This window comes from Microbacterium sp. I2, from assembly GCF_051364985.1.
In the GTDB taxonomy this organism is placed as follows: Bacteria; Actinomycetota; Actinomycetes; order Actinomycetales; family Microbacteriaceae; genus Microbacterium.
Map to the genome: position 1 here is coordinate 132,464 of NZ_JBLWIH010000023.1, position 19,674 is coordinate 152,137.

The 19,674-nt window shown below is 70.8% G+C and carries 17 protein-coding genes; 12 read left to right on the forward strand and 5 right to left on the reverse strand.

What is annotated here, in order from left to right:
- Positions 1-48 precede the first annotated feature (48 nt).
- The 6 genes from ACLKM7_RS17575 (at position 49) to ACLKM7_RS17600 (ending at position 6,436) form a co-directional block, all read left to right on the forward strand.
- Complete coding sequence (locus tag ACLKM7_RS17575; RefSeq protein ID WP_436448684.1) at positions 49-702, forward strand: GntR family transcriptional regulator; 654 nt, start codon at positions 49-51, stop codon at positions 700-702.
- A gap of 13 nt (positions 703-715) precedes the next feature.
- Complete coding sequence (locus tag ACLKM7_RS17580; protein WP_436448591.1) at positions 716-2,242, forward strand: MmgE/PrpD family protein; 1,527 nt, start codon at positions 716-718, stop codon at positions 2,240-2,242.
- A 160-nt stretch (positions 2,243-2,402) separates the two neighbouring features.
- Positions 2,403-3,305: a methylisocitrate lyase gene (gene prpB, locus ACLKM7_RS17585; RefSeq protein WP_436448592.1), complete on the forward strand. Its 903-nt coding sequence runs from the start codon at positions 2,403-2,405 to the stop codon at positions 3,303-3,305.
- Positions 3,306-3,348: 43 nt separating this feature from the next.
- Positions 3,349-4,533 carry a bifunctional 2-methylcitrate synthase/citrate synthase gene (locus ACLKM7_RS17590; protein ID WP_436448593.1) on the forward strand — a complete coding sequence of 395 codons (1,185 nt, stop codon included), beginning with the start codon at positions 3,349-3,351 and terminating at the stop codon, positions 4,531-4,533.
- A 4-nt stretch (positions 4,534-4,537) separates the two neighbouring features.
- Positions 4,538-4,993, forward strand: coding sequence for a hotdog fold thioesterase (locus ACLKM7_RS17595; protein ID WP_436448594.1), 456 nt, complete (start codon positions 4,538-4,540; stop codon positions 4,991-4,993).
- A gap of 261 nt (positions 4,994-5,254) precedes the next feature.
- Positions 5,255-6,436, forward strand: coding sequence for a thiolase family protein (locus tag ACLKM7_RS17600; protein WP_436448595.1), 1,182 nt, complete (start codon positions 5,255-5,257; stop codon positions 6,434-6,436).
- A 144-nt stretch (positions 6,437-6,580) separates the two neighbouring features.
- On the opposite strand, the gene ACLKM7_RS17605 is transcribed toward ACLKM7_RS17600, so the two are convergent.
- The 3 genes from ACLKM7_RS17605 to ACLKM7_RS17615 form a co-directional block, all read right to left on the reverse strand.
- On the reverse strand, positions 6,581-7,429 hold the full coding sequence (locus tag ACLKM7_RS17605; RefSeq protein ID WP_436448596.1) for an NmrA family NAD(P)-binding protein: 849 nt from the start codon (positions 7,427-7,429) through the stop codon (positions 6,581-6,583).
- Positions 7,430-7,510: 81 nt separating this feature from the next.
- Entirely contained in the window at positions 7,511-7,879 is a 369-nt protein-coding gene (locus tag ACLKM7_RS17610) for a bleomycin resistance protein (RefSeq protein WP_436448597.1), read from the reverse strand.
- An 86-nt stretch (positions 7,880-7,965) separates the two neighbouring features.
- Positions 7,966-8,145, reverse strand: coding sequence for a hypothetical protein (locus ACLKM7_RS17615; RefSeq protein WP_436448598.1), 180 nt, complete (start codon positions 8,143-8,145; stop codon positions 7,966-7,968).
- A 266-nt stretch (positions 8,146-8,411) separates the two neighbouring features.
- Here ACLKM7_RS17615 and ACLKM7_RS17620 point away from each other — a divergent pair, with 266 nt between their 5' ends.
- The 3 genes from ACLKM7_RS17620 to ACLKM7_RS17630 all read left to right on the forward strand — a co-directional run bounded on the left by ACLKM7_RS17620 (position 8,412) and on the right by ACLKM7_RS17630 (position 11,897).
- Positions 8,412-8,750 carry a YciI family protein gene (locus ACLKM7_RS17620; protein WP_436448599.1) on the forward strand — a complete coding sequence of 113 codons (339 nt, stop codon included), beginning with the start codon at positions 8,412-8,414 and terminating at the stop codon, positions 8,748-8,750.
- A 145-nt stretch (positions 8,751-8,895) separates the two neighbouring features.
- Complete coding sequence (locus ACLKM7_RS17625) at positions 8,896-11,232, forward strand: PEP/pyruvate-binding domain-containing protein (RefSeq protein WP_436448600.1); 2,337 nt, start codon at positions 8,896-8,898, stop codon at positions 11,230-11,232.
- Positions 11,229-11,897, forward strand: coding sequence for a TetR/AcrR family transcriptional regulator (locus ACLKM7_RS17630; RefSeq protein ID WP_436448601.1), 669 nt, complete (start codon positions 11,229-11,231; stop codon positions 11,895-11,897). The genes ACLKM7_RS17625 and ACLKM7_RS17630 overlap by 4 nt, the downstream gene beginning before the upstream one ends.
- Positions 11,898-11,956: 59 nt before the next feature.
- Here the strand turns inward: ACLKM7_RS17630 and ACLKM7_RS17635 are convergent, their stop codons facing one another.
- Positions 11,957-15,949, reverse strand: a complete 3,993-nt coding sequence (locus tag ACLKM7_RS17635; protein WP_436448602.1) for a choice-of-anchor I family protein — start codon at positions 15,947-15,949, stop codon at positions 11,957-11,959.
- 238 nt (positions 15,950-16,187) lie between these two features.
- Between ACLKM7_RS17635 and ACLKM7_RS17640 the strand changes: the two genes are divergently transcribed.
- The 3 genes from ACLKM7_RS17640 to ACLKM7_RS17650 are packed head-to-tail and all read left to right on the forward strand — an operon-like array spanning position 16,188 to position 19,086.
- The gene (locus tag ACLKM7_RS17640) at positions 16,188-17,375 is read left to right on the forward strand and encodes an acyl-CoA dehydrogenase family protein (RefSeq protein WP_436448685.1); all 1,188 of its coding nucleotides are present in this window, start codon (positions 16,188-16,190) and stop codon (positions 17,373-17,375) included.
- A 26-nt stretch (positions 17,376-17,401) separates the two neighbouring features.
- Positions 17,402-18,313, forward strand: coding sequence for a 3-hydroxyisobutyrate dehydrogenase (mmsB, locus tag ACLKM7_RS17645; RefSeq protein WP_436448603.1), 912 nt, complete (start codon positions 17,402-17,404; stop codon positions 18,311-18,313).
- Positions 18,310-19,086 carry an enoyl-CoA hydratase gene (locus tag ACLKM7_RS17650; protein WP_436448604.1) on the forward strand — a complete coding sequence of 259 codons (777 nt, stop codon included), beginning with the start codon at positions 18,310-18,312 and terminating at the stop codon, positions 19,084-19,086. Before mmsB ends, ACLKM7_RS17650 begins: the two co-directional genes overlap by 4 nt.
- 4 nt (positions 19,087-19,090) lie before the next feature.
- Here the strand turns inward: ACLKM7_RS17650 and ACLKM7_RS17655 are convergent, their stop codons facing one another.
- The gene (locus ACLKM7_RS17655) at positions 19,091-19,627 is read right to left on the reverse strand and encodes a MarR family winged helix-turn-helix transcriptional regulator (protein WP_436448605.1); all 537 of its coding nucleotides are present in this window, start codon (positions 19,625-19,627) and stop codon (positions 19,091-19,093) included.
- Positions 19,628-19,674: the final 47 nt, after the last annotated feature.

Here is a 19,674-nt window from a genome sequence, read left to right on the forward strand (position 1 = left end):
GCCTTTATGTATACACTGTCTGGGTTGTCGGCGAGGAGGTGCGTGACGGTGAGAGCCAGCGATCGCGCGTACGCGACACTCCTCGACGAGATCCAGTCGGGAATTCTGCGGCCTGGTGCCGTCCTCGGAGAGGTCGAGCAGGCCGCCCGGCTCGGCGTCAGCCGCACGCCCCTGCGCGAAGCGCTCGGCCGGCTCGCCGCCGACGGCCTGGTCGCGCAGCAGTCACCGCGCGTCACCGTGGTGACCGCGATCGATGCCGACGACATCCGCGAGATCTTCGAGGTGCGCCGCGCGCTCGAGGAATCCGCGGCCAGGCTCGCGGCGGAGCGCGGGGATGCCGCGGCCTTCGTGCAACTCGCCCACGAGTTCGCGCGGGTCGATCTCGACGGAGTCGGCGATGCGGCGGATGGGCGAGACTCGTACTACGGACTCATCGCGCGTTTCGATGCGTCGCTCGACGCCGCCGTCGCGAACGACTACCTCACCGCCGCGCTGCGCACCGTGCGCACCCATCTCGTCCGGGTGCGGCGACTCGCGCGTGACAATCCCAGCCGGCTCGCGGCATCCGTCGCCGAACACCGGCTGATCGCCGAGGCGATCGGTGCGCGCGACGCCGACCTCGCCGCCCACGCCACGCATGTGCACCTGCACAATGCCCTGGAGAGCATCCTGGGGGCGCTCACGAGCCCCCCGAACACCTGAAGTGAGGACCGCCATGACCGTCATCCACCACCTCCGCGTCCACCGCAGCGACGAGAACCTCGCACGCGAGGGGCAGCTCGCCTGGCACATCGCCGAGGTCGCCGCCGACCCGGTCGAGGTCGAGCCCGAGGTCGTCGACATGATCGTCAACCGTGTCATCGACAACGCGGCAGTGGCCGCGGCATCCCTCACCCGCGCGCCCGTGAGTGCCGCGCGCCAGCAGGCGCTCGATCACGCCGTGTCGGTCGGCGGCTCGGGGTCGACCGTGTTCGGGTGCGCCCTCGACCGCAAGACGAGCCCCGAATGGGCGGCCTGGGCGAACGGCGTGGCGGTGCGAGAGCTCGACTACCACGACACCTTCCTCGCGGCGGACTACTCGCACCCGGGCGACAACATCCCGCCGATCCTCGCTGTGGCGCAGCATGTGGGCGCGGACGGCGCGGCCCTCGTGCGCGGCCTCGCGACGGGATACGAGATCCAGATCGACCTCGTGCGCGCGATCTGCCTCCACAAGCACAAGATCGACCACGTCGCCCACCTCGGCCCGTCGGCGGCGGCCGGCATCGGCACGCTCCTCGGCCTCGATGTCGACACGATCTACCAGGCCGTCGGACAGGCCCTGCACACCACGACCGCGACCCGCCAGTCGCGCAAGGGCGAGATCTCGACCTGGAAGGCGCACGCCCCGGCCTTCGCGGGCAAGATGGCGGTCGAGGCGGTCGACCGCGCGATGCGCGGCGAGACGTCGCCCAGCCCGATCTACGAGGGCGAGGACGGCGTCGTGGCGTGGATGCTGGACGGACCGGATGCCTCGTACGACGTGCCGCTTCCCGCTGCCGGCGAGCCCAAGCGCGGAATCCTCGATTCGTACACGAAGGAGCACTCGGCCGAGTACCAGGCGCAGGCCTGGATCGACCTCGCGCGCAAGCTCGGCGAGGAACGGCCAGAGCTGCGCGACCCCGCGAACATCGAATCGATCGTGCTGCACACTTCGCACCACACTCACTACGTGATCGGCTCGGGCGCGAACGACCCGCAGAAGTACGACCCGACGGCCTCGCGCGAGACCCTCGACCACTCGATCCCGTACATCTTCGCGGTCGCGCTGCAGGACGGCGGGTGGCACCACGTCGATTCGTACACCCCCGAGCGCGCGGGGCGCGCCGACACGGTCGAGCTGTGGCACAAGGTGACGACGGCCGAGGACGAGGAGTGGACGCGTCGCTATCACTCCGACGACCCGAACGAGAAGGCGTTCGGCGGTCGCGTCGAGATCCGCCTGACCGACGGCTCGGTCATCGAGGACGAGATCGCCGTGGCCGATGCGCACCCGCTCGGGGCGCGGCCGTTCGCGCGCGAGGACTACATCCGCAAGTTCCGGATGCTCGCCGAACCGGTGCTGACCGCCGACGAGATCGAGCGCTTCCTCGACCTCGCACAGCGCCTGCCCGAGCTCACGCCCGAGGAGGTCCAGCAGCTGACGATCGTCGCGGACTTCGGGGTGCTCGCGGCGGCGCCCGCACCGAAGGGGCTGTTCTGATGCGCCGGGGCGGCTCGCGGCATCCGGAATCGATCCTCCTCCCGGCGGAAGATCGGAGGCTCCGCCCGGCGGAGAATCTCGGGGATGGCGGAGAATCTGGCGCGTGCGCTCCGAAATCCGCGCGGATCTCCGCCCGGCGGAACACGATGAGGAGCCTCTGATGCTGTACTCCACCGTCCCCGCGTACGAGAAGCGACGGCTGTTCCGCGAGCGGCTCGCGTCGGGAGAGCTGCTGCGATTCCCTGGCGCGTTCAATCCGCTGTCGGCCCGGCTCATCGAGCGCAAGGGGTTCGAGGGCGTGTACATCTCGGGGGCGGTGCTGTCGGCCGACCTGGGCCTGCCCGACATCGGGCTCACGACGCTGACCGAGGTCGCCGGGCGCGGCCAGCAGATCGCGCGCATGACCGACCTGCCTGCCATCATCGACGCCGACACCGGCTTCGGGGAGCCGATGAACGTCGCCCGCACGATCCAGACCCTCGAGGACGCCGGCATCGCCGGCACCCACATCGAGGATCAGGTCAATCCCAAGCGATGCGGGCACCTCGATGGCAAGGTCGTCGTCGATGAGGACACCGCGATCAAGCGGATCCGCGCTGCCGCAGATGCGCGCCGCGACCCGAACTTCCTCATCATGGCGCGCACCGACATCCGCGCGGTGGAGGGGATGGATGCCGCCATCCGGCGTGCGCAGGCGCTCGTGGACGCCGGCGCCGATGCCGTCTTCCCGGAGGCCATGCGATCGCTCGACGAGTTCGCAGCGATCCGCGCCGCGGTCGACGTGCCGATCCTCGCCAACATGACCGAGTTCGGCAAGTCGGACCTGTTCAGCGTCGACCAGCTGCGGGACGTCGGTGTCAACATCGTGATCTGGCCGGTCTCACTTCTGCGGATCGCGATGGGCGCGGCATCCCGTGCGCTCGATACGCTCGTGGAGGACGGGCACCTGACGTCCAGGCTCGGCGAGATGCAGCACCGCGCCGAGCTGTACGACCTCATCGACTACGAGCAGTACAACCACTTCGACCAGGACGTCTTCAACTTCACCGTTCCCGGTCGTTGAGCGAGGATCTCGCTCGACGACCGATCCCGACGAAGGGCACAACATGACCGACATCAAGAAGGGCCTGGCCGGCGTCGTCGTCGACTACACCGCGGTCTCGAAGGTCAACCCCGAGACGAACTCGCTGCTGTATCGCGGGTATCCGGTGCAGGAGCTCGCGTCGACGCAGCCGTTCGAGGCGGTGGCCTACCTGCTGTGGCACGGCGAGCTGCCCACGGACGTGCAGCTTCAGCACCTGCGCGCGACGGAGCGTTCGTACCGGCACCTTCCCGCCGACGTCCGCGCCGCGATCGACCTCGTGCCGCTGGACGCGCACCCGATGGACGAGGTGCGCACGGCCGTGAGCCTGATCGGGGCGCGCGACCTCGCGGGCACCGGGTCGGTGCTCGATGTCAGCGGCAACCCGGATGAGAACCTCGCGCGCAGCATCCGTCTGTTCGCGGTCCTGCCGGCCATCGTCGCGTACGGTCAGCGTCGTCGCCGGGGGCAGCAGCCGATCGCGCCGCGCGACGACCTCGGCTACTCGGCCAACTTCCTGTGGATGACGTTCGGCGAAGAGGCCGACGACGTCGTGGTCGACGCGTTCAACCGGTCGATGATCCTGTACGCCGAGCACTCCTTCAATGCCTCGACGTTCACGGGTCGCGTGATCGCCTCGACCCTCAGCGACCTGTACTCGGCCGTCGTGGGCGCGATCGGCGCCCTCAAGGGCCCCCTGCACGGCGGCGCGAACGAGGCAGTCCTGCACATCTTCGACGAGATCGGCTCGGCCGAGAACGTCGGGCCGTGGCTCGACGAGGCGCTCGCCCAGAAGCGCAAGATCATGGGCTTCGGGCACCGCGTCTACAAGCGCGGGGACTCGCGTGTGCCGACGATGAAGGCGGCGCTCGACACGCTCGTCGCGCACTACGACCGTCCCGAGGTGGCGGCGCTGTACGACGCCCTCGAGTCGCAGTTCGTCGAGCGCAAGGGGATCTACCCGAACCTCGACTATCCGTCAGGACCGGCCTACAACCTCATCGGCTTCGACACCCTCACCTTCACACCGCTGTTCGTCGCCGCCCGGGTGACCGGCTGGACGGCGCACATCATGGAGCAGCTGGCATCCAACGCCCTCATCCGGCCGCTGTCGGAGTACAACGGTCCCGACGAGCGTCACGTCGAGGGGTATGTTCCGGATGCCGCGACCGTGGCGGCAGCCGAGCGCGCCGAGGAGTCCGCGGGGTGATGTCGTGAGTCTGTGGCATGGCGACGTCGTGGGCGTCGATCTTCCCGCGATGGCATCGGGGACGCTCATCGAGAGCCTCGGGATCGAGATCGTCGAGATCCGCGACGACGCGCTGGTGGGACGGATGCCGGTGGACCGGCGCACCGTCCAGCCCGCGGGCGTGCTCCACGGCGGCGCCTCTGTGGCCCTCGCCGAGACGCTCGCCTCGTGGGCCGGGCACCTCGCGGTGGACCGCGAGCGATTCCACGTCGTCGGCCAGGAGATCAACGCCAACCACATCCGGCCGGTCTCGTCGGGCTGGGTGACGGCGACCGTCACGCCGGCGAACATCGGCCGTCGCGCCCACGTGTGGGAGATCCGCATCGCAGACGAGGCGGGACGCCTGGTCTGCATCTCGCGCTGCACGCTCGCGGTGATCGAACAGCGTTCGACCTACGCCACGCCTGACGCCCGCGGGTGATACTCCCGCTTCGCGCGCCCGCGCGCCCGCTCGCCCGCGGCGGCGAGTCGTTCGGGTGGCGCAACGCGCGGAATCGGCGTCGGGACTCCGCGTGTTCTGACACCCGAAGGGCGAGGTCCGGGCGGCCCGCGGCGTCGTCGTTCGGGTGGCGCAACACGCGGAATCGGCGTCGGGACTCCGCGTGTTCTGACACCCGAAGGGCGAGGTCCGGGCGGCCCGCGGCTCGAATCACCGTTCTAGGCTCGTGAGCAGGAGGTTGTCATGCGCGAAGCCGTCATCGTCGACGTCGTCCGAACCCCGTCCGGTCGTGGCAAGCCCGGCGGCGCCCTGAGCGGAGTGCATCCGGTGGACCTCGCCGCAGGTGTGCTGACCGGCCTGCTGGAGCGCAACGGGCTGGAGTCGCGCCAGATCGACGATGTGCTGATGGGATGCGTCAGCCAGATCGGCGACCAGGCCATGAACATCGGCCGCCAGGCGGTGCTCGCCGCCGGGTTCGACGAGTCCGTGCCGGCGACGACCATCGACCGGCAGTGCGGCTCGAGCCAGCAGGCCGCGCACTTCGCGGCGCAGGGCGTGATCGCCGGCGCCTACGACATCGTGATCGCCGGCGGCGTCGAGTCGATGAGCCGCGTGCCCCTCGGGTCATCTCGACAGGGCGGCTCCCTCGCGCCGGGCCTGGCCGCCCGCTACCCCGAGGGTCTCGTGAACCAGGGCGTGTCGGCCGAGCTCATCGCCGACAAGTGGCACCTGTCGCGCGAAGAGCTCGACTCGTTCTCGGCCGAGTCGCACCGACGGGCGGCGGATGCCTGGACCCACGGCCGCTTCGACTCCCAGGTGCTGCCGGTGCTGGCGCCGGGCTCGTCCGACGCCGTGGCGTTCGACGAGACGGTCCGCCCCGGCACGACGGCCGAAGGCCTCGCCGGCCTGAACCCCGCCTTCCGCACCGACGAGCTCGCCGCGCGGTTCCCCGGGCTCGACTGGCGCATCACCGCGGGCAGTTCGTCGCCGCTCACGGATGCGGCATCCGCGGTGCTCATCATGAGCGCCGAGAAGGCGGCGGAGCTCGGGCTCGAGCCGAGGGCCCGCTTCCACTCGTTCTCGGTCGTCGGCGACGATCCGCTGTTCATGCTGACGGGACCGATTCCGGCGACCCGGCGCATCCTCGAGCGCAGCGGACTGTCGATCGACGATCTCGACGCGTACGAGGTGAACGAGGCCTTCGCCTCGGTGCCGCTCGCGTGGGCGGCCGAGCTCGGCGCCGACCCGGCGAAGCTCAACCCGTGGGGCGGCGCGATCGCGCTCGGCCACGCCGTCGGCGCGTCGGGCACGCGTCTGCTCGGCACCCTCGTGGCCTACCTCGAGGCCAGCGGCGGGCGTTACGGTCTGCAGACCATGTGCGAGGGTGGCGGCATGGCGAACGCGACGATCATCGAGCGCCTGTAGTCACCGTTTCGAACGGCCCGCCAGGCGGCTGATTCCGCTCCGCCCGGCGGAGAGTCGTGCTCGCGGCGGAGCTTCTCGCCGTGATTCTCCGACGTCGCGGCGATTCTCCGCCCGGCGGGAGCGCCCCGGCGGCGGCCATGCGCGTCACAGGACCGATTTCACGTACTGCTCCAGGGTGGTCGAGCCTCGCCACGGCGCGTCGGGAAGCTCGGGCCCGTCGATCGTCAGACGGGTCATGCCCGCATACGAGCTCGCCGCGGCGGGGCTGAATCCGAGTGCGGTGAACGTCGCCTCGAGATCCTCCGGTGGGATCACCTCGAGCCGCACCTCGCGGTTCAGCTGCCGCGCCAAGACGCGCGCCACATCTGCCGCGGTGTAGCGTCGCGGACCCTCGACGTATCGGATGCCGATGTCGTCCACGTCCGAGACGAGGCGCTGCGCGGCCGCCTCGCCGACGTCCGCCGGTGCGACCATGGGCATGGTCAGATCCGCCGGCAGCATCGTCGGCAGCGCGCCGGACTCGCGAGCCGCATCGATGAGGCCGTTCCAGTTCGACATGTAGTACGCGCCGCGGTTCACCGCCGCCGGGATCTCCTGCTGCGCCAGGCCCCGCTCCATCCGCCACAGCGTGCCGAGGTCGCCGATGCGCTCGCCAGGCGCCGCGCCGTAGGTCGACACGGCGACGACCTTCTCGAGACCGCTTCCCTCGAGTGCATCGAGGATGTTGTCGACGGTCCGATGCTCCACCGCGTCGGTGTCTTCGGAAGGGTCCGCCGGCGGGTTGAGCAGCAGTGCCCGCCGCCCCATCCGGAACACATCGCGCAGGCCCCCCGCATCGTCGATGTCGGCCACCGCGATCGACGCGCCTCTGGCCCGCCAGGGCGCCGCCGACTGGGCGCTTCTCGTGACGATCGTCACGTCCTCGCCGTCTCGCAGCAGCGCGTCGGCCACGGCTGATCCGACCTGACCTGTTCCACCCATGATGACGAACATCTCCGCCTCCTCAGATCTGCTCCGTTCGCTCCCGCTCAGTCAACCGCGAGCCGGCGACATCGACGTGACGCCGGCTGCGGGTCAGAGCCGGCTGCCGACGCGCACGAGGTTGCCGTTGCGGTCGACGACGGCGAACTCGCGCATGCCGTAGTCCGTGTCGACCGGTGCTTCGATGCGGCTGCCGGTCGCGGCATCCGGAATCACCAGGCTCCGCCAGTCGACGAACAGCGACTGCGCGTCCTCGACGTAGAGGTAGCACATCGACGCGGTGCGGAGCGGATCGACGGACGGGTCCAGCGTGAAGTGCAGCTCGGCGTCGCCGCGGCCGATGATGAGGTACCCCCAGTCCTCGGGCGGCGCGCCGCGATTCTCGAAGCCGAGCGTCTCGTAGAACGTGAGCGTCTCGGACAGGTCGCGGCTGAGGAGGATGGGGACGGCGCGCTCGGTCACACGCGAAGACTACTGGCGTCCGCGCGCCGCGCGACAGGGCTTGACGCCGCACGCCGGCTCGGAGCCGGCCGCTCAGAGCACACCGCTCAGAAGGCGCTCAGGATCTGCGGACCGAAGACGACGGCGGCGGCGATCGCGACACCGGCGGCGCCGACGGCCGCGATCGCGAGAAAGAGGATGTTCCCTGCGATCGTCAGCAGAAGCGCGCCGCCCGCTGAGATCTCTCGGCGGCGAGCGAGGCGGATCGGCGAGGTTGTGGCGGTCATGTCTTCGACGCTACGGACGCGTTCCCGCTCGCGCGTCGGCCCCGAGGCCCATGCGGATCATCCTGCAGGATGATCCTCGCGCGGTCGAAACCGGCATGCGTGGCAGGAATCATCGGCAGCGGATGCTGGGACCGACCGCGTGAGGGACCGACCGCGTGAGCGAAGTACGAGAATTTCGTGAACGCGAAGTGTCGATCTGCGCGAGTGCCGTGCGACGGCCTTGGTGAGGGTGGCGTCCGGCTGCCCGGTACCGGAAGGATCAGACCATGAAGTTCATGATGTTCGTCGTCAGCGACGCCCAGCCCGACCAGCCGTCCGACGAGTCCGACATCGATCTGTGGGTCGACCCGCTCGACGCGTCGGGCAAGCGGATCATCGGCGAGATCCTCGCGCCGGGTGCGGAGTCCACCGTGGTGAAGGTGCGTGGCGGCAAGGTGCTCACGACCGCCGGGCCGTTCGCCGAGACCAGCGAGGTGATCCTGGGCTTCGACATCCTCGACGTCGCCGACCTCGACGAGGCGATCGAGATCGCCTCGCGCCACCCGATGGCCCGCAACGGGCAGCTCGAGCTGCGCGCTTTCGCGCCGTGGGACGAATCCGCCTGATGGACCCGCGAGACCCCCGGATGCCGGCATCCGGGGGTCTCGTCGCGCCGGGGTCGTGTGCACGCGCGGCCGGGTATAGATTGGTAGAGAACGTCGCGTTCTCTAAATGACTCGCGGGCACGCGGCGGATCGGGAAGGACTCCGCATGCCTCACGTCGCGCCGCTCGCTGCGTTCGGTCGCGAAGACCTGGCACTCGCCGGTGGCAAGGGAGCAGGCCTCGGTGAGCTCGTCCGGCTGGGCATGCCCGTGCCTCCCGGGTTCGTCGTGACCACCGAGGCGTACGGGTCGACCCGCGCCGCCTCGGCCGACCGGCAGGCGTACGAGAACGCTGTGATCCCGGGCGAACTCCGCGACGCGATCCTCGCGGCCTACGCCGAACTCGGTCGCGGCGCGGTCGCGGTGCGTTCCAGCGCGACCGCCGAGGACCTGCCCGGTGCCGCATTCGCCGGCCAGCAGGACACGTACCTCAATGTGCTCGGGGAGGCCGAGCTGCTCGACGCGGTCCGCCGGTGCTGGGCGTCGCTGTGGACCGACCGCGCGGTGGCGTATCGAGAGCGGCTCCGCATCGACCCGGCCGAGGTGCGCATCGCCGTGGTCGTGCAGCGGATGGTCGACGCCGACGCCGCGGGCGTGATGTTCACGGCGGATCCCGTCACCGGCGACCGCGAGAGCATCGTCGTCGAAGCCAGCCCCGGACTCGGCGAGGCTGTCGTGTCGGGCATCGTGACACCCGACCACTACGTCCTCGGTACCGACGGCTCGGTGCGCGAGTTCGTCGCCGGCCGGCGCGAAGTGGTGGTGCGGGCAGCGGCGAGCGGCGGAGTGGTCCACGAGACCCCGACGGATGCGGCATCCGTCGACCGTCTTCCCGATGACGTGCTCGCGGAGCTGGCCCGGCTCGGCACGGCCGTCGCGACGCATTTCGAGCGCCCGCAGGACATCGAGTGGGCGGTCGCGGCCGGCGGCGTGCACCTGCTGCAGGCTCGACCGATGACCGCCGTGCCGCCGCCGCCCCTCCCCGGGCGGCTGAACCCGCTGCGCCGGCGTCTGGCCACGGTGCTGCTGGAGCTGCTGCCGACGCGGCCGTATCCGATCGACATGACCACCTGGATCCCGTACGGTCCGGCGGGCCTCATGGCGAAGGTGACCGAGAGCATCGGGCTGCGTGGCGCGTTCGAAGGATTCCTGCGCGAGGAGGGGGGCGTCGTCTACCGGCTCGTGCCGCCCGAGCCGCGTCCGACGCTCCGGCTCATGCTCGCCCCGTTCCTCATCGCCCGCCGTGCGCGCCGCCACGACCCCGCGCGGTGGCGCGACGACCCGCGATACGCGTCGTTCCTCTCGCGGGTGCGGGAGCTCGCGGCGCGCGATGTCAGCCGGATGCCGTGGCACGAGCTGGTGCGGGTGCCGCGCGAGGCGCTCGCGCTGGTCGACCCGGTCGCAGATCTGCGCATCGACTACCTCCCCGGCTCCGGCGTGGCCATCGCGCGCCTCTTCCTCGTGCTGCGGCTCACCGGGCGCGGGCGGATGCTCGGCGATCTGCTGCTGGACGGCCGGACCCGCACCGAGCAGGTCACGCGGGAGCTGGAGGAGATCGCCGCGGAGGTGCGGTCGGATCCGGCGCTGGCAGCGCGGCTCGCGGCCGAGGAGCCCGCCGCCGTCCTGCCGGCGGTGCGGCAGCTCCCGGACTTCGCGGCCTTCCTCGCCGAGCACGGTCACCGGGAGTCGTCGTCACCGCTGCTGGTCACGGCGCCGACGTGGGGTGAGGCGCCCGAGACCGTGGTCGGGCTGATCAAGGTGCTCGCCACCACGCCGCCTTCGCGAGCCGAGCGACCACCGCTCGACGCGATGAGCCCACGGATGCGTCGGTGGATCGAGCGGGCGCGCGCGGGCACAGCGTTCCGCGAAGACACGCACTACGAGTTCACGCGGCCGTTGCCGATCCTGCGTCGCGCCCTGCTCGAGATCGGCGGGCGCCTGGTCGCCGAGGGCGTGCTCGATCGACCCGAGGACGTCTTCCACCTGCGACTCGAGGAGCTCGAGGCGGGGCCTGACGGCCGTCTTCGCGAGCTGGCGCGCACGAGGGCCGCGCGGCGAGACGAGCTCGTGGGCGTCCGCCTGATCGATCCGCGGGCGGTGTTTCCGGTGCGGGACTCCGGCGACGCGCTCCTCGCCGGCGAGCCGGCCAGCGGCGGCCGGGTCACCGGTCCGGTGCGGGTCATCCGCGGACCGGAGGAATTCGGGCGGCTCCGAACCGGTGACATCCTGGTGTGTCCGTACACCAATCCCTCGTGGACGCCGCTGTTCCAGCGCGCCGCCGCGGTCGTCGTCGACACCGGCGGGGTCTTGTCGCACGCGGCGATCGTGGCACGCGAGTACGGTATCCCCGCGATCATGGGTTCCGCGGTGGGCACCACGGTGCTGCACGACGGGCAAGTCGTCACCGTCGACGGCGACACCGGCCGTGTCGGGGAGGCCTCATGACGGCGGGGACGAATGATCTCGAGGCTCGCGCAGAGCGCGCACTCGATCCGGCGGCCGCGTCCGGACGCGGCGCGCCGGACCACCGCGCACAGCCCCGCAGACGGGGGTCCGCCCTCGAGACCGCGATTCTGGATGCTGCTCTCGAGGAGCTGGCCGAGCACGGCTACGCGGGGCTCACGATGGAGCGTGTGGCCGAACGCGCTCGCACCGGCAAGGCCTCGGTCTACCGGCGCTGGCCCTCGCGCATGGAACTGGCACTCGACGCCGTGCGCCACAGCATGGGCGACCCGGCCTCGCCACGTGACACCAGTACCTTGCGCGGCGACGTGCTCGCCCACCTCCGGCAGCACGCGCGGCTGCTCGACGGGGCGGCGGGCGAGGCCCTGAGGGGCCTGCTCAGCGATGCGCTGCGCGACCGGCACCGCATGCGTGAGCTCCGTCAGCGCTCGCAGGGCACCGGGCTGCGAGCCATGACCGAGATCGCGCGTCGCGCGGTCGAGCGGGGCGAGATCGATGCGGCCGCCGTGACACCGGCACGCCTGGAAGTCGCCCACTCGCTCCTGCGCCAGCGCTTCCTCTTCGACGGCGCCCCGCCTGATGACGTCGCGATCGTTCGCATCGTCGACGAGGTCGTGGTGCCGCTCTTCTCGGCGCGCGTTCCGTAGCCGGAACAGAAGAAGAGCCCGGATGCCGTGGCATCCGGGCTCCTCTCATCCGATGCGCATCAACCGCGCGCGACGGGCCGCCGGCGCATGATCACGAGCATGCCGCCCAGCACCACCAGGAGCGCCGCGATGAGCGCGATCGTCCAGGGCGCCTGCGCGCCCGTGACGGCCAGCTGTCCGGGCGCGACGACGGTCACCGACGCCGAGAGCGGCTCGAAGCCAGTCGACTCGATCACGAGCCGGTGCGCTCCCACCGGCAGATCCGAGGGAATCCGGACCGTGAACGACACGGTGCCGCTCGCGTCCGCCGCCGGGATGCCCTGCACGACGATCGGGTCGCTGAACAGCGTCGCGCTGATCTGCTGTCCGGGCTCGAGGCCCGACACCTTCACGGGGAGCGATCCGCCCTGCTCCACCGTGCCGGAACCCACATCGATCGTGGCCCAGTCGGCTCCCGGCCCCGGCGTGGGCTCGTCGCCGACCGTCAGCGGGACGGTGACCGTCGTGCCCGCGGCATCCGTCGTCAACGTCACCTCTGTGGCGCCGGCCGCGGTGCCAGCCGGCAGCGTGAGGGCGATGTCGGCCGACCCGTCGGCGACCGGGAACGTCCCGAGCACCTCGTCGCCGAGGCGTGCCTCGACCTCGGTGGCCTCCGGCGTGCCGCGGCTGGTCATGTTCAGCTTCGACACCGTGAACGAGAACTCGTCTCCCGGCTCGACCGAGTCGGGAACGCCCTGCACCTGCACCGCGTGCTTCGCGTACGCCGGCGCGACGGGCGTGCCGTCGGCCAGATAGTCGATCCACGCCTCGTAGTCGAGCAGGCCGGTGTCGACGTAGCCGCTGCCCTCGGTGAACGCGTGGAAGTTGTCTCCACCCGCTGCGAGGAACGACAGCGTGCCGATGCGGTACTCCGCGTCGGGGTCGAGCGGTGCACCGTCGATCGTGACCGACGTGATCCGGTCGCCTTCAGCGCGCTCGGCGTCGAAGGTGTAGGTCACGTTCTCCGACAGCCCGAGCTGCAGGTACGGGCGCGACGGGACGGTGCCGTCGGCCGCCCGCTGCCACTGCTGCTCGAGCAGGTCGGTGAACTGCGCGCCGGTGAGCGTGACGAGCGCCATGGTGTTGTTGAACGGCAGCACGGCGTTCGCCTGCGAGAACGAGATCTCACCGTCGGCGAGTCCGGGGATCGCAGTGGCGCCGAACTCGGCCTGAGTGTCCCACAGTTCCGAGCGCAGGCCGCCCGGGTTGGTCACGCCGATCTGGGCGCCGTCCGGCAGCGCCGACAGCGACGACCGGATGGACTCGGCGACGAGGTTGCCCAGCGCCGACTCCGAGGCACGGTCGTCTCGCGAACCCCCGGTCCACACGCCGTCCACGAACGAGCCGCCCGCGAAGGCGGTCGTGATGTCGTCCGAGACCTCGGCGACGCTCGTGTTGCCGACCTCGGCGGCGTTGGCCAGCGCCTCCTGCACGATCCCGCTGACTTCGGCCACCCGGGGGTATGCCGCGACGAGCTCTGCCGCCGGCGTCGTCGTGCGGGCGACGTTCTCCTCGCTGTGGGCGAGGACCTCTCCCGTCGCGCGGTCGAGCGTCAGCGTGATCTTGCCGATGCGGGCGCCGTACGAACCGGTCTGGACGATCGGGCGCGTCTTGTCGGTGCCGGGGATGGCGGCCGACCACGCGTACTCCTTGTGCGTGTGGCCGGTGAAGATCGCGTCGACCGAGGCGACGGTGTCTTCGACGATCGCCGCGAACACGCCGCCGGCTGCCACTTCCTCCTCGAGGGTGGCTCCATCCGGCGTGCCGGCACCCGCACCCTCGTGGTACATGGCCACGATGACGTCGGCTTCGCCGTTGGCGTCGTCTCCGTCGCTCAGCTTGCCGGCGACGCGGTTGACCGCCTCGACCGGGTCGCCGAAATCGAGATCGGCCACGCCGGCCGGCGACACCAGCGACGGGGTCTCGTCGGTGACGGCGCCGATGACGGCGACGGTCAGGCCCTCGGTCTCGAAGATGTCGTACTCGTCGAGTGCCGGGGTGTCGGTGCCCTTCTCGTAGACGTTCGCCCCGAGGTGGCTGAAGTCGGCCGCGGGCACGACGCGCTCCTCGAGGTCCTCGAAGCCCTGGTCGAACTCGTGGTTGCCGACCGCGGACGTCTGCAGCTCGAGCGCGTTGAGCACGTCGATGGTGGGCTGGTCCTTCGCGACCGACGACGCGAACAGCGATGCGCCGATGTTGTCGCCCGCCGACAGGAACAGCGATGGGCCGGCCGTGGCGGCGCGGAGCTCCTCCACCGTGCCGGCGAAGTTCACCGTGTTCGCGTCGATCCGGCCGTGGAAGTCGTTGATCCCGAGGAGCGTCAGCTCGACGGGCGCGAGCAGATCCTCGATCGCCCACAAGGTCGTGGTGCCCGACACCTCGTTGCCCACCGCCAGCAGGGGAGCGCCCGTCGCCGACGAGTCCGCCGGGATGAACGCCACGCCCTCGGGACCGAGGTCGCCCGCTGCGGCGACGCCGTCGTCCTCGGCAGAGACGGCGAGGTCGCGGTTGTTGACGTAGGTGACGAACGTGGCGTCGGTCGGCGAGGTGATGTCGAAGACCGCGATGCCGCTCACGCGCTCGAGGCCCACGAAGGCGTAGGTGCGGTCACCGACGGCCCCGATGGCGACGTTCTCGGGCTCGGGGCCCTTGGAGTCGCTGCGCGACTCGAGGTCGCTCGCGCCGTGGTCGGAGTTGAAGTTCGCCGGAGCAGCCGCGTGCGTGATCTGCTCGAGAGCGTCGCCCGAGTCCCACACCAGCTCTCCGTCGGTCGACCAGATCGAGAACGACCGGCCGCCGTACGAGTAGAGCTCGGAGTAGCAGCCCGCCTCCGTGTCGAATCCGTCCTCGATCGAGACGTTGAGGCGACCGAGGTCGGCGTCGCCGGTGAGACCCGCGAGCGGCTCGCACACCGGCCCCTGGCCGTCCTCGGCGAGGTCCTTCACACGCGACTCGTCGACGTACTCGCCCCATTCGCGGACGTCGCCCTCGTTCGCCGTGACGAGGTAGGTCTGCCCGCCGACCGAGTACGACTGGATGCCGTCGGGCATGTACATGCCCTTCAGGCCCGCGTAGGTGCGCACGTTGAAGGTCGGCGCGCCGTTCGGGTCCCGGTCGCTCGCGTCGAGCCCGGCGCCGTCGGCGCCGTGATCCTTGAAGCCGAGCGCGTGGACGTCGGTGACGGTGGCCGAGGCGAGGTCGACGACCGCCAGGGCGTTCGCCTCCTGCAGCGACACGTACGCGACATCGCCGTCGACGGTGACGTACTCGGGCTCGAGGTTGCGGCTGACCGGGTGGTCGTCACCGTGAGGCGTCGGGCCGAACACGCGCACGTCGTCGGGGAGCGGCTTGGAGCCGCCGGCCTCGAAGTCGTGGAAGGTGGCCGTCTTGACCGCCTCCTGGGCGGGGGCGGCGATGCCGCCGGGCAGTGCGACGACGCTGACGGACCCCTCCGGGTCGCTCGAGAAGTCGTCCGCCGGCTCGCCCTCGTTGGCGACGACGGCGTAGGCCCCGTCCTTGGCGACGGTCACCATGTCGGGCAGCGCGCCGACGACGACGGATCCCAGGACAGCGGAGGCCGCATCCTGCGCGTTCGCGTCGAAGAACACCAGCGTGCCGGGGTCGGTCTTCACCGGTGCCTCGAACGCGACGACGCCGAGGCCGTCCGCGCGCACGGCGACCGAGTTGGCCACGCCGGTGGAGCTCAGCTGGAACTCCTCGGTCATCGAGGTCGGGTTGCTGTAGTCGAGCACGCTCACCGAGCCCGCCTGCGCGTTGACGACGAAGAGGCGGTCGCCGTGGGCGGCGACGATCTCGGCCGCGCCCTCATCGAAGGCGCCGGTCTCGAACGTGCCGAGAGGCGCGATGGCGAGAGCGGCGTCCGCCGCGGAGTGCGTGACCGGATCGGGGACGATCGCCGCCGTGGCGGCGGTGAACGGCGTCAGCGCGAGTGCGCAGACGGCGGCCGTCGTCGTCGCGAATGCGACGAGTCGGCGAGGGGCGTGCGAAGGCATCGAGTTCCTCACGGGAGGGGGCGGGTGATGCGCGACAGAGTGCGCCCCCCGTGCCTACAGAGTGCGGGTGTCGCGGCGGTGAACGACGGGCGACGGAACGGTGCGTTCGCTGGCTGTCCTAGCAGATACATGGACGTCCATGTAAAATCGGATACAGTGCCGACGAGGGCACGAAGACAACGATCCGGATGCCGCACAACGGCGTCCGCGGATCGGCGAAGGAGCAACGGTGTCCACCATCAGCACACCCACGATCACCCCCGAGCTGACGACCGACGAGCGGTCAGCGATCCTCGACGCCGTGCGGGAGTTCGCGCAGACGGAGCTCGAACCGCACGCGCTGGAGTGGGACGCGGCATCCCACTTCCCTCGCGAGACGCTGCGCCGTGCCGGCGAACTGGGCCTCGGCGGTGTGTACGTGCGCGACGACCTCGGCGGGAGCGGGCTCTCGCGCTCCGATGCCGTCGCGATCTTCGAGCAGCTGGCGCAGGGCGACCCCGCGATCGCGGCCTACATCACGATTCACAACATGGTGGCGTGGATGATCGACACCTACGGCACCGAGCCGCAGCGACAGGAGTGGCTGCCGCTGCTGACGTCGATGGAGGGCTTCGGCAGCTATTGCCTCACCGAGCCGGGGGCGGGTTCGGATGCCGCCGCCATCACCACGAGCGCCATCCGGATCTCGGATGAGCACGGCGACGACGAGTTCGTGCTGACGGGCGTCAAGCAGTTCATCTCGGGTGCCGGCGAGGCATCCGTCTACATCGTCATGGCGCGCACCGGCGAACCGGGCGCCCGGGGGATCACCGCCTTCCTCGTGCCCGACGGCACGCCGGGCCTGTCCTTCGGCGCGCCGGAGCACAAGATGGGCTGGAACGCGCAGCCCACGCGCCAGGTGATCCTCGACGAGGTACGCGTGCCGGCCTCGAGCATCCTCGGTGGCGAGGGGCAGGGCTTCAAGATCGCGATGGCAGCGCTGGACGGCGGCCGCATCAACATCGCCGCGTGCTCGCTGGGAGGTGCGCAGTGGGCGCTGGACCGTGCGGTGCGCTACGTGCAGGAGCGCTTCACGTTCGGCGAGCCGCTCGCCGAGAAGCAGTCCGTCGTGTTCACGCTCGCCGACATGGCCACCGAGCTGCGGGCCGCGCGTGCGATGGTGCGCGATGCCGCGACCGCGCTCGACGCCAAGATCGCCGGATCCGATGTCGACGACGCGGCCGTGCAGTGCGCGATGGCCAAGCGCTTCGCGACCGACGCCGGGTTCCGCGTCGCGAACGAGGCCCTGCAGCTGCACGGCGGCTACGGGTACCTTCACGAGTACGGGATCGAGAAGGTCGTGCGAGACCTGCGCGTGCATCAGATCCTGGAAGGCACGAACGAGATCATGCGCGTCATCATCGGCCGGCAGCTGCTGGCCGGCTGACGCGCCGACGGACAAGGACGTCTGCAATGAGGATCGCATTCCTGGGGCTCGGGCACATGGGCCTGCCGATGGCGAAGAATCTGGCCGCGGCCGGGCACGAAGTGGTCGGCTTCGACGTGATGCCGGCCGCCGTCGAGGCCGCGCGAGAGGCGGGGCTGACCGGTGCGGATTCGGGGACGGATGCCGCGGGCGGCGCGTCGGTCGTGTTCACGATGTTCCAAACCGGCCAGCAGGTGCTCGACGCCTATCGCGGGGTCGACGGAGCCGACGGGCTGCTCAACGTGGCGGCATCCGGAACGCTCTTCGTCGACTGCTCGACGATCGCCGTCGACGACGCGCGGGCCGCGCACGAGCTCGCCGAAGCCGCGGGCCACCGTTCACTGGACGCCCCCGTATCGGGAGGCGTGGTCGGGGCCGAGAACGCCACGCTCGCGTTCATGGTGGGCGGGTCGGACGAGGACTTCGAGGCCGCGCGTCCGCTGCTCGAGGCGATGGGCCGTCGCGTGGTGCACTGCGGCGGCGCCGGCCTGGGCCAGGCCGCGAAGGTCTGCAACAACATGATCCTCGCTGTGTCGCAGATCGCGGTGGCCGAGGCGTTCGTCCTGGGCGAGAGGCTCGGGCTGTCGCACCAGGCGCTGTTCGATGTCGCCTCCAACGCGTCCGGCCAGTGCTGGGCACTCACGACCAACTGCCCGGTGCCGGGGCCGGTGCCTTCGAGCCCCGCCAACCGCGACTACCAGCCCGGGTTCGCGGGCGCCCTCATGAGCAAGGACCTGGGGCTGGCGGAGCACGCCGTGACATCGACGGGTGTCGAGGCGAGGATGGGGATGCTGGCGCGCGAGGTCTATCGCGAGTTCGCCGAGGGGCCGGGCGCCGGTCAGGACTTTTCGGGCATCATCAACACGATCCGCGCGCGGAGCGAGGAAGGCAGCCGATGACCGACTTCGAGACGATCCTCGTCGACACGCGGGGGAAGGTCGGGTGGATCACCCTCAACCGGCCCGACGCGCTGAACGCCCTGAACACGCAGGTCATGCACGAGGTCGTCGTCGCAGCGTCAGCGTTCGATGCCGACGAGGGGATCGGCGCGATCGTCGTCACCGGCTCGGAGCGCGCGTTCGCCGCGGGGGCTGACATCAAGGAGATGGAAGACAAGTCCGGGCTCGACATGGTCATGAGCGACCACTTCGGCGGCTGGGCGCAGTTCGCCGCAGTCCGCACGCCGGTGATCGCGGCCGTCTCGGGCTATGCGCTGGGCGGCGGGTGCGAGCTGGCGATGATGTGCGACATCATCATCGCCGCCGACACCGCGAAGTTCGGCCAACCCGAGATCACCCTGGGGGTCATCCCCGGCATGGGCGGGTCGCAGCGGCTCGTCCGCGCCGTCGGCGCCTACAAGGCCGCCGACCTGATCCTCACGGGCCGGATGATGGATGCCGCCGAGGCCGAGCGCTCCGGACTGGTCTCGCGCGTCGTGCCGGCCGCCGAGCTGCTCGACGAGGCGCAGAAGCTCGCCGCCGGCATCGCCGCGAAGTCGCTGCCGTCGCTGTTCGCGGCCAAGGCCGTGCTCGACGCGGCGCTGGAGAGTTCGCTGTCGGAGGGGCTGCGGCTCGAGCGCCACGTCTTCGCGTCGCTGTTCGACACCGCCGACCAGAAGGAGGGCATGGCTGCCTTCCGCGAGAAGCGTCCGCCCGAGTTCCAGGGACGGTGAGCGCTCAGAACGGCTCGGGCTGTGGCCGCGGGTCGGCGAAGTCGCCGGCGTCCTTGCGCAGCCGCGCGATGATCCGCACCAGCTCGGTCGTGTCTTCCTCCGCCAGGCCCGGCTGCTCGAACACCTCGGCGTTGAGCGCGGTCGTCGCCCGCTCCACCAGCGCCCGGCCCGGGTCGGTGAGGACGAGCATCGCCGCGCGCCCGTCGGTCGGATGCGGCTCACGCGCGACGAGCCCGTCGCGGGCGAGGCGGTCGACGGTGTTCGTGACGCTGGTCGGATGCACCTGGAGGCGCGCGATGGCGCTGGCCATCGGCATCCGTCCCTCGCGTGTGAAGCCGAGGAGGCGGAGCATCTCGTACCGCGCGAACGACAGGCCGAACGGCTTGAGCGTGGCGTCGATGCGCGCGAACATCAGCTGCTGCGCGCGGATGATCGAGGTGACGGCGGTCATGCCGGCGGCGGCCGATTCCCAGCCGTGCTCGATCCACTGGCGCTTGGCCTCGGCGATCGGATCGACCGGAAGACGCCTGGTTGCTGGCACGTGGACCTCCCGCATCCACCGTACCGGGCGGGCGGTTCGTCGGTCCT

Excerpts from the sequence above, each read along its gene's own strand:
- ACLKM7_RS17580 (WP_436448591.1), top strand. The coding sequence starts at position 716 with ATGACCGTCATCCACCACCTCCGCGTCCACCGCAGCGACGAGAACCTC.
- prpB (WP_436448592.1), top strand. The coding sequence starts at position 2,403 with ATGCTGTACTCCACCGTCCCCGCGTACGAGAAGCGACGGCTGTTCCGC.
- ACLKM7_RS17590 (WP_436448593.1), top strand. The coding sequence starts at position 3,349 with ATGACCGACATCAAGAAGGGCCTGGCCGGCGTCGTCGTCGACTACACC.
- ACLKM7_RS17600 (WP_436448595.1), top strand. The coding sequence starts at position 5,255 with ATGCGCGAAGCCGTCATCGTCGACGTCGTCCGAACCCCGTCCGGTCGT.
- ACLKM7_RS17605 (WP_436448596.1), bottom strand. The coding sequence starts at position 7,429 with ATGTTCGTCATCATGGGTGGAACAGGTCAGGTCGGATCAGCCGTGGCC.
- ACLKM7_RS17615 (WP_436448598.1), bottom strand. The coding sequence starts at position 8,145 with ATGACCGCCACAACCTCGCCGATCCGCCTCGCTCGCCGCCGAGAGATC.
- ACLKM7_RS17620 (WP_436448599.1), top strand. The coding sequence starts at position 8,412 with ATGAAGTTCATGATGTTCGTCGTCAGCGACGCCCAGCCCGACCAGCCG.
- ACLKM7_RS17625 (WP_436448600.1), top strand. The coding sequence starts at position 8,896 with ATGCCTCACGTCGCGCCGCTCGCTGCGTTCGGTCGCGAAGACCTGGCA.
- ACLKM7_RS17630 (WP_436448601.1), top strand. The coding sequence starts at position 11,229 with ATGACGGCGGGGACGAATGATCTCGAGGCTCGCGCAGAGCGCGCACTC.
- ACLKM7_RS17635 (WP_436448602.1), bottom strand. The coding sequence starts at position 15,949 with ATGCCTTCGCACGCCCCTCGCCGACTCGTCGCATTCGCGACGACGACG.
- mmsB (WP_436448603.1), top strand. The coding sequence starts at position 17,402 with ATGAGGATCGCATTCCTGGGGCTCGGGCACATGGGCCTGCCGATGGCG.
- ACLKM7_RS17650 (WP_436448604.1), top strand. The coding sequence starts at position 18,310 with ATGACCGACTTCGAGACGATCCTCGTCGACACGCGGGGGAAGGTCGGG.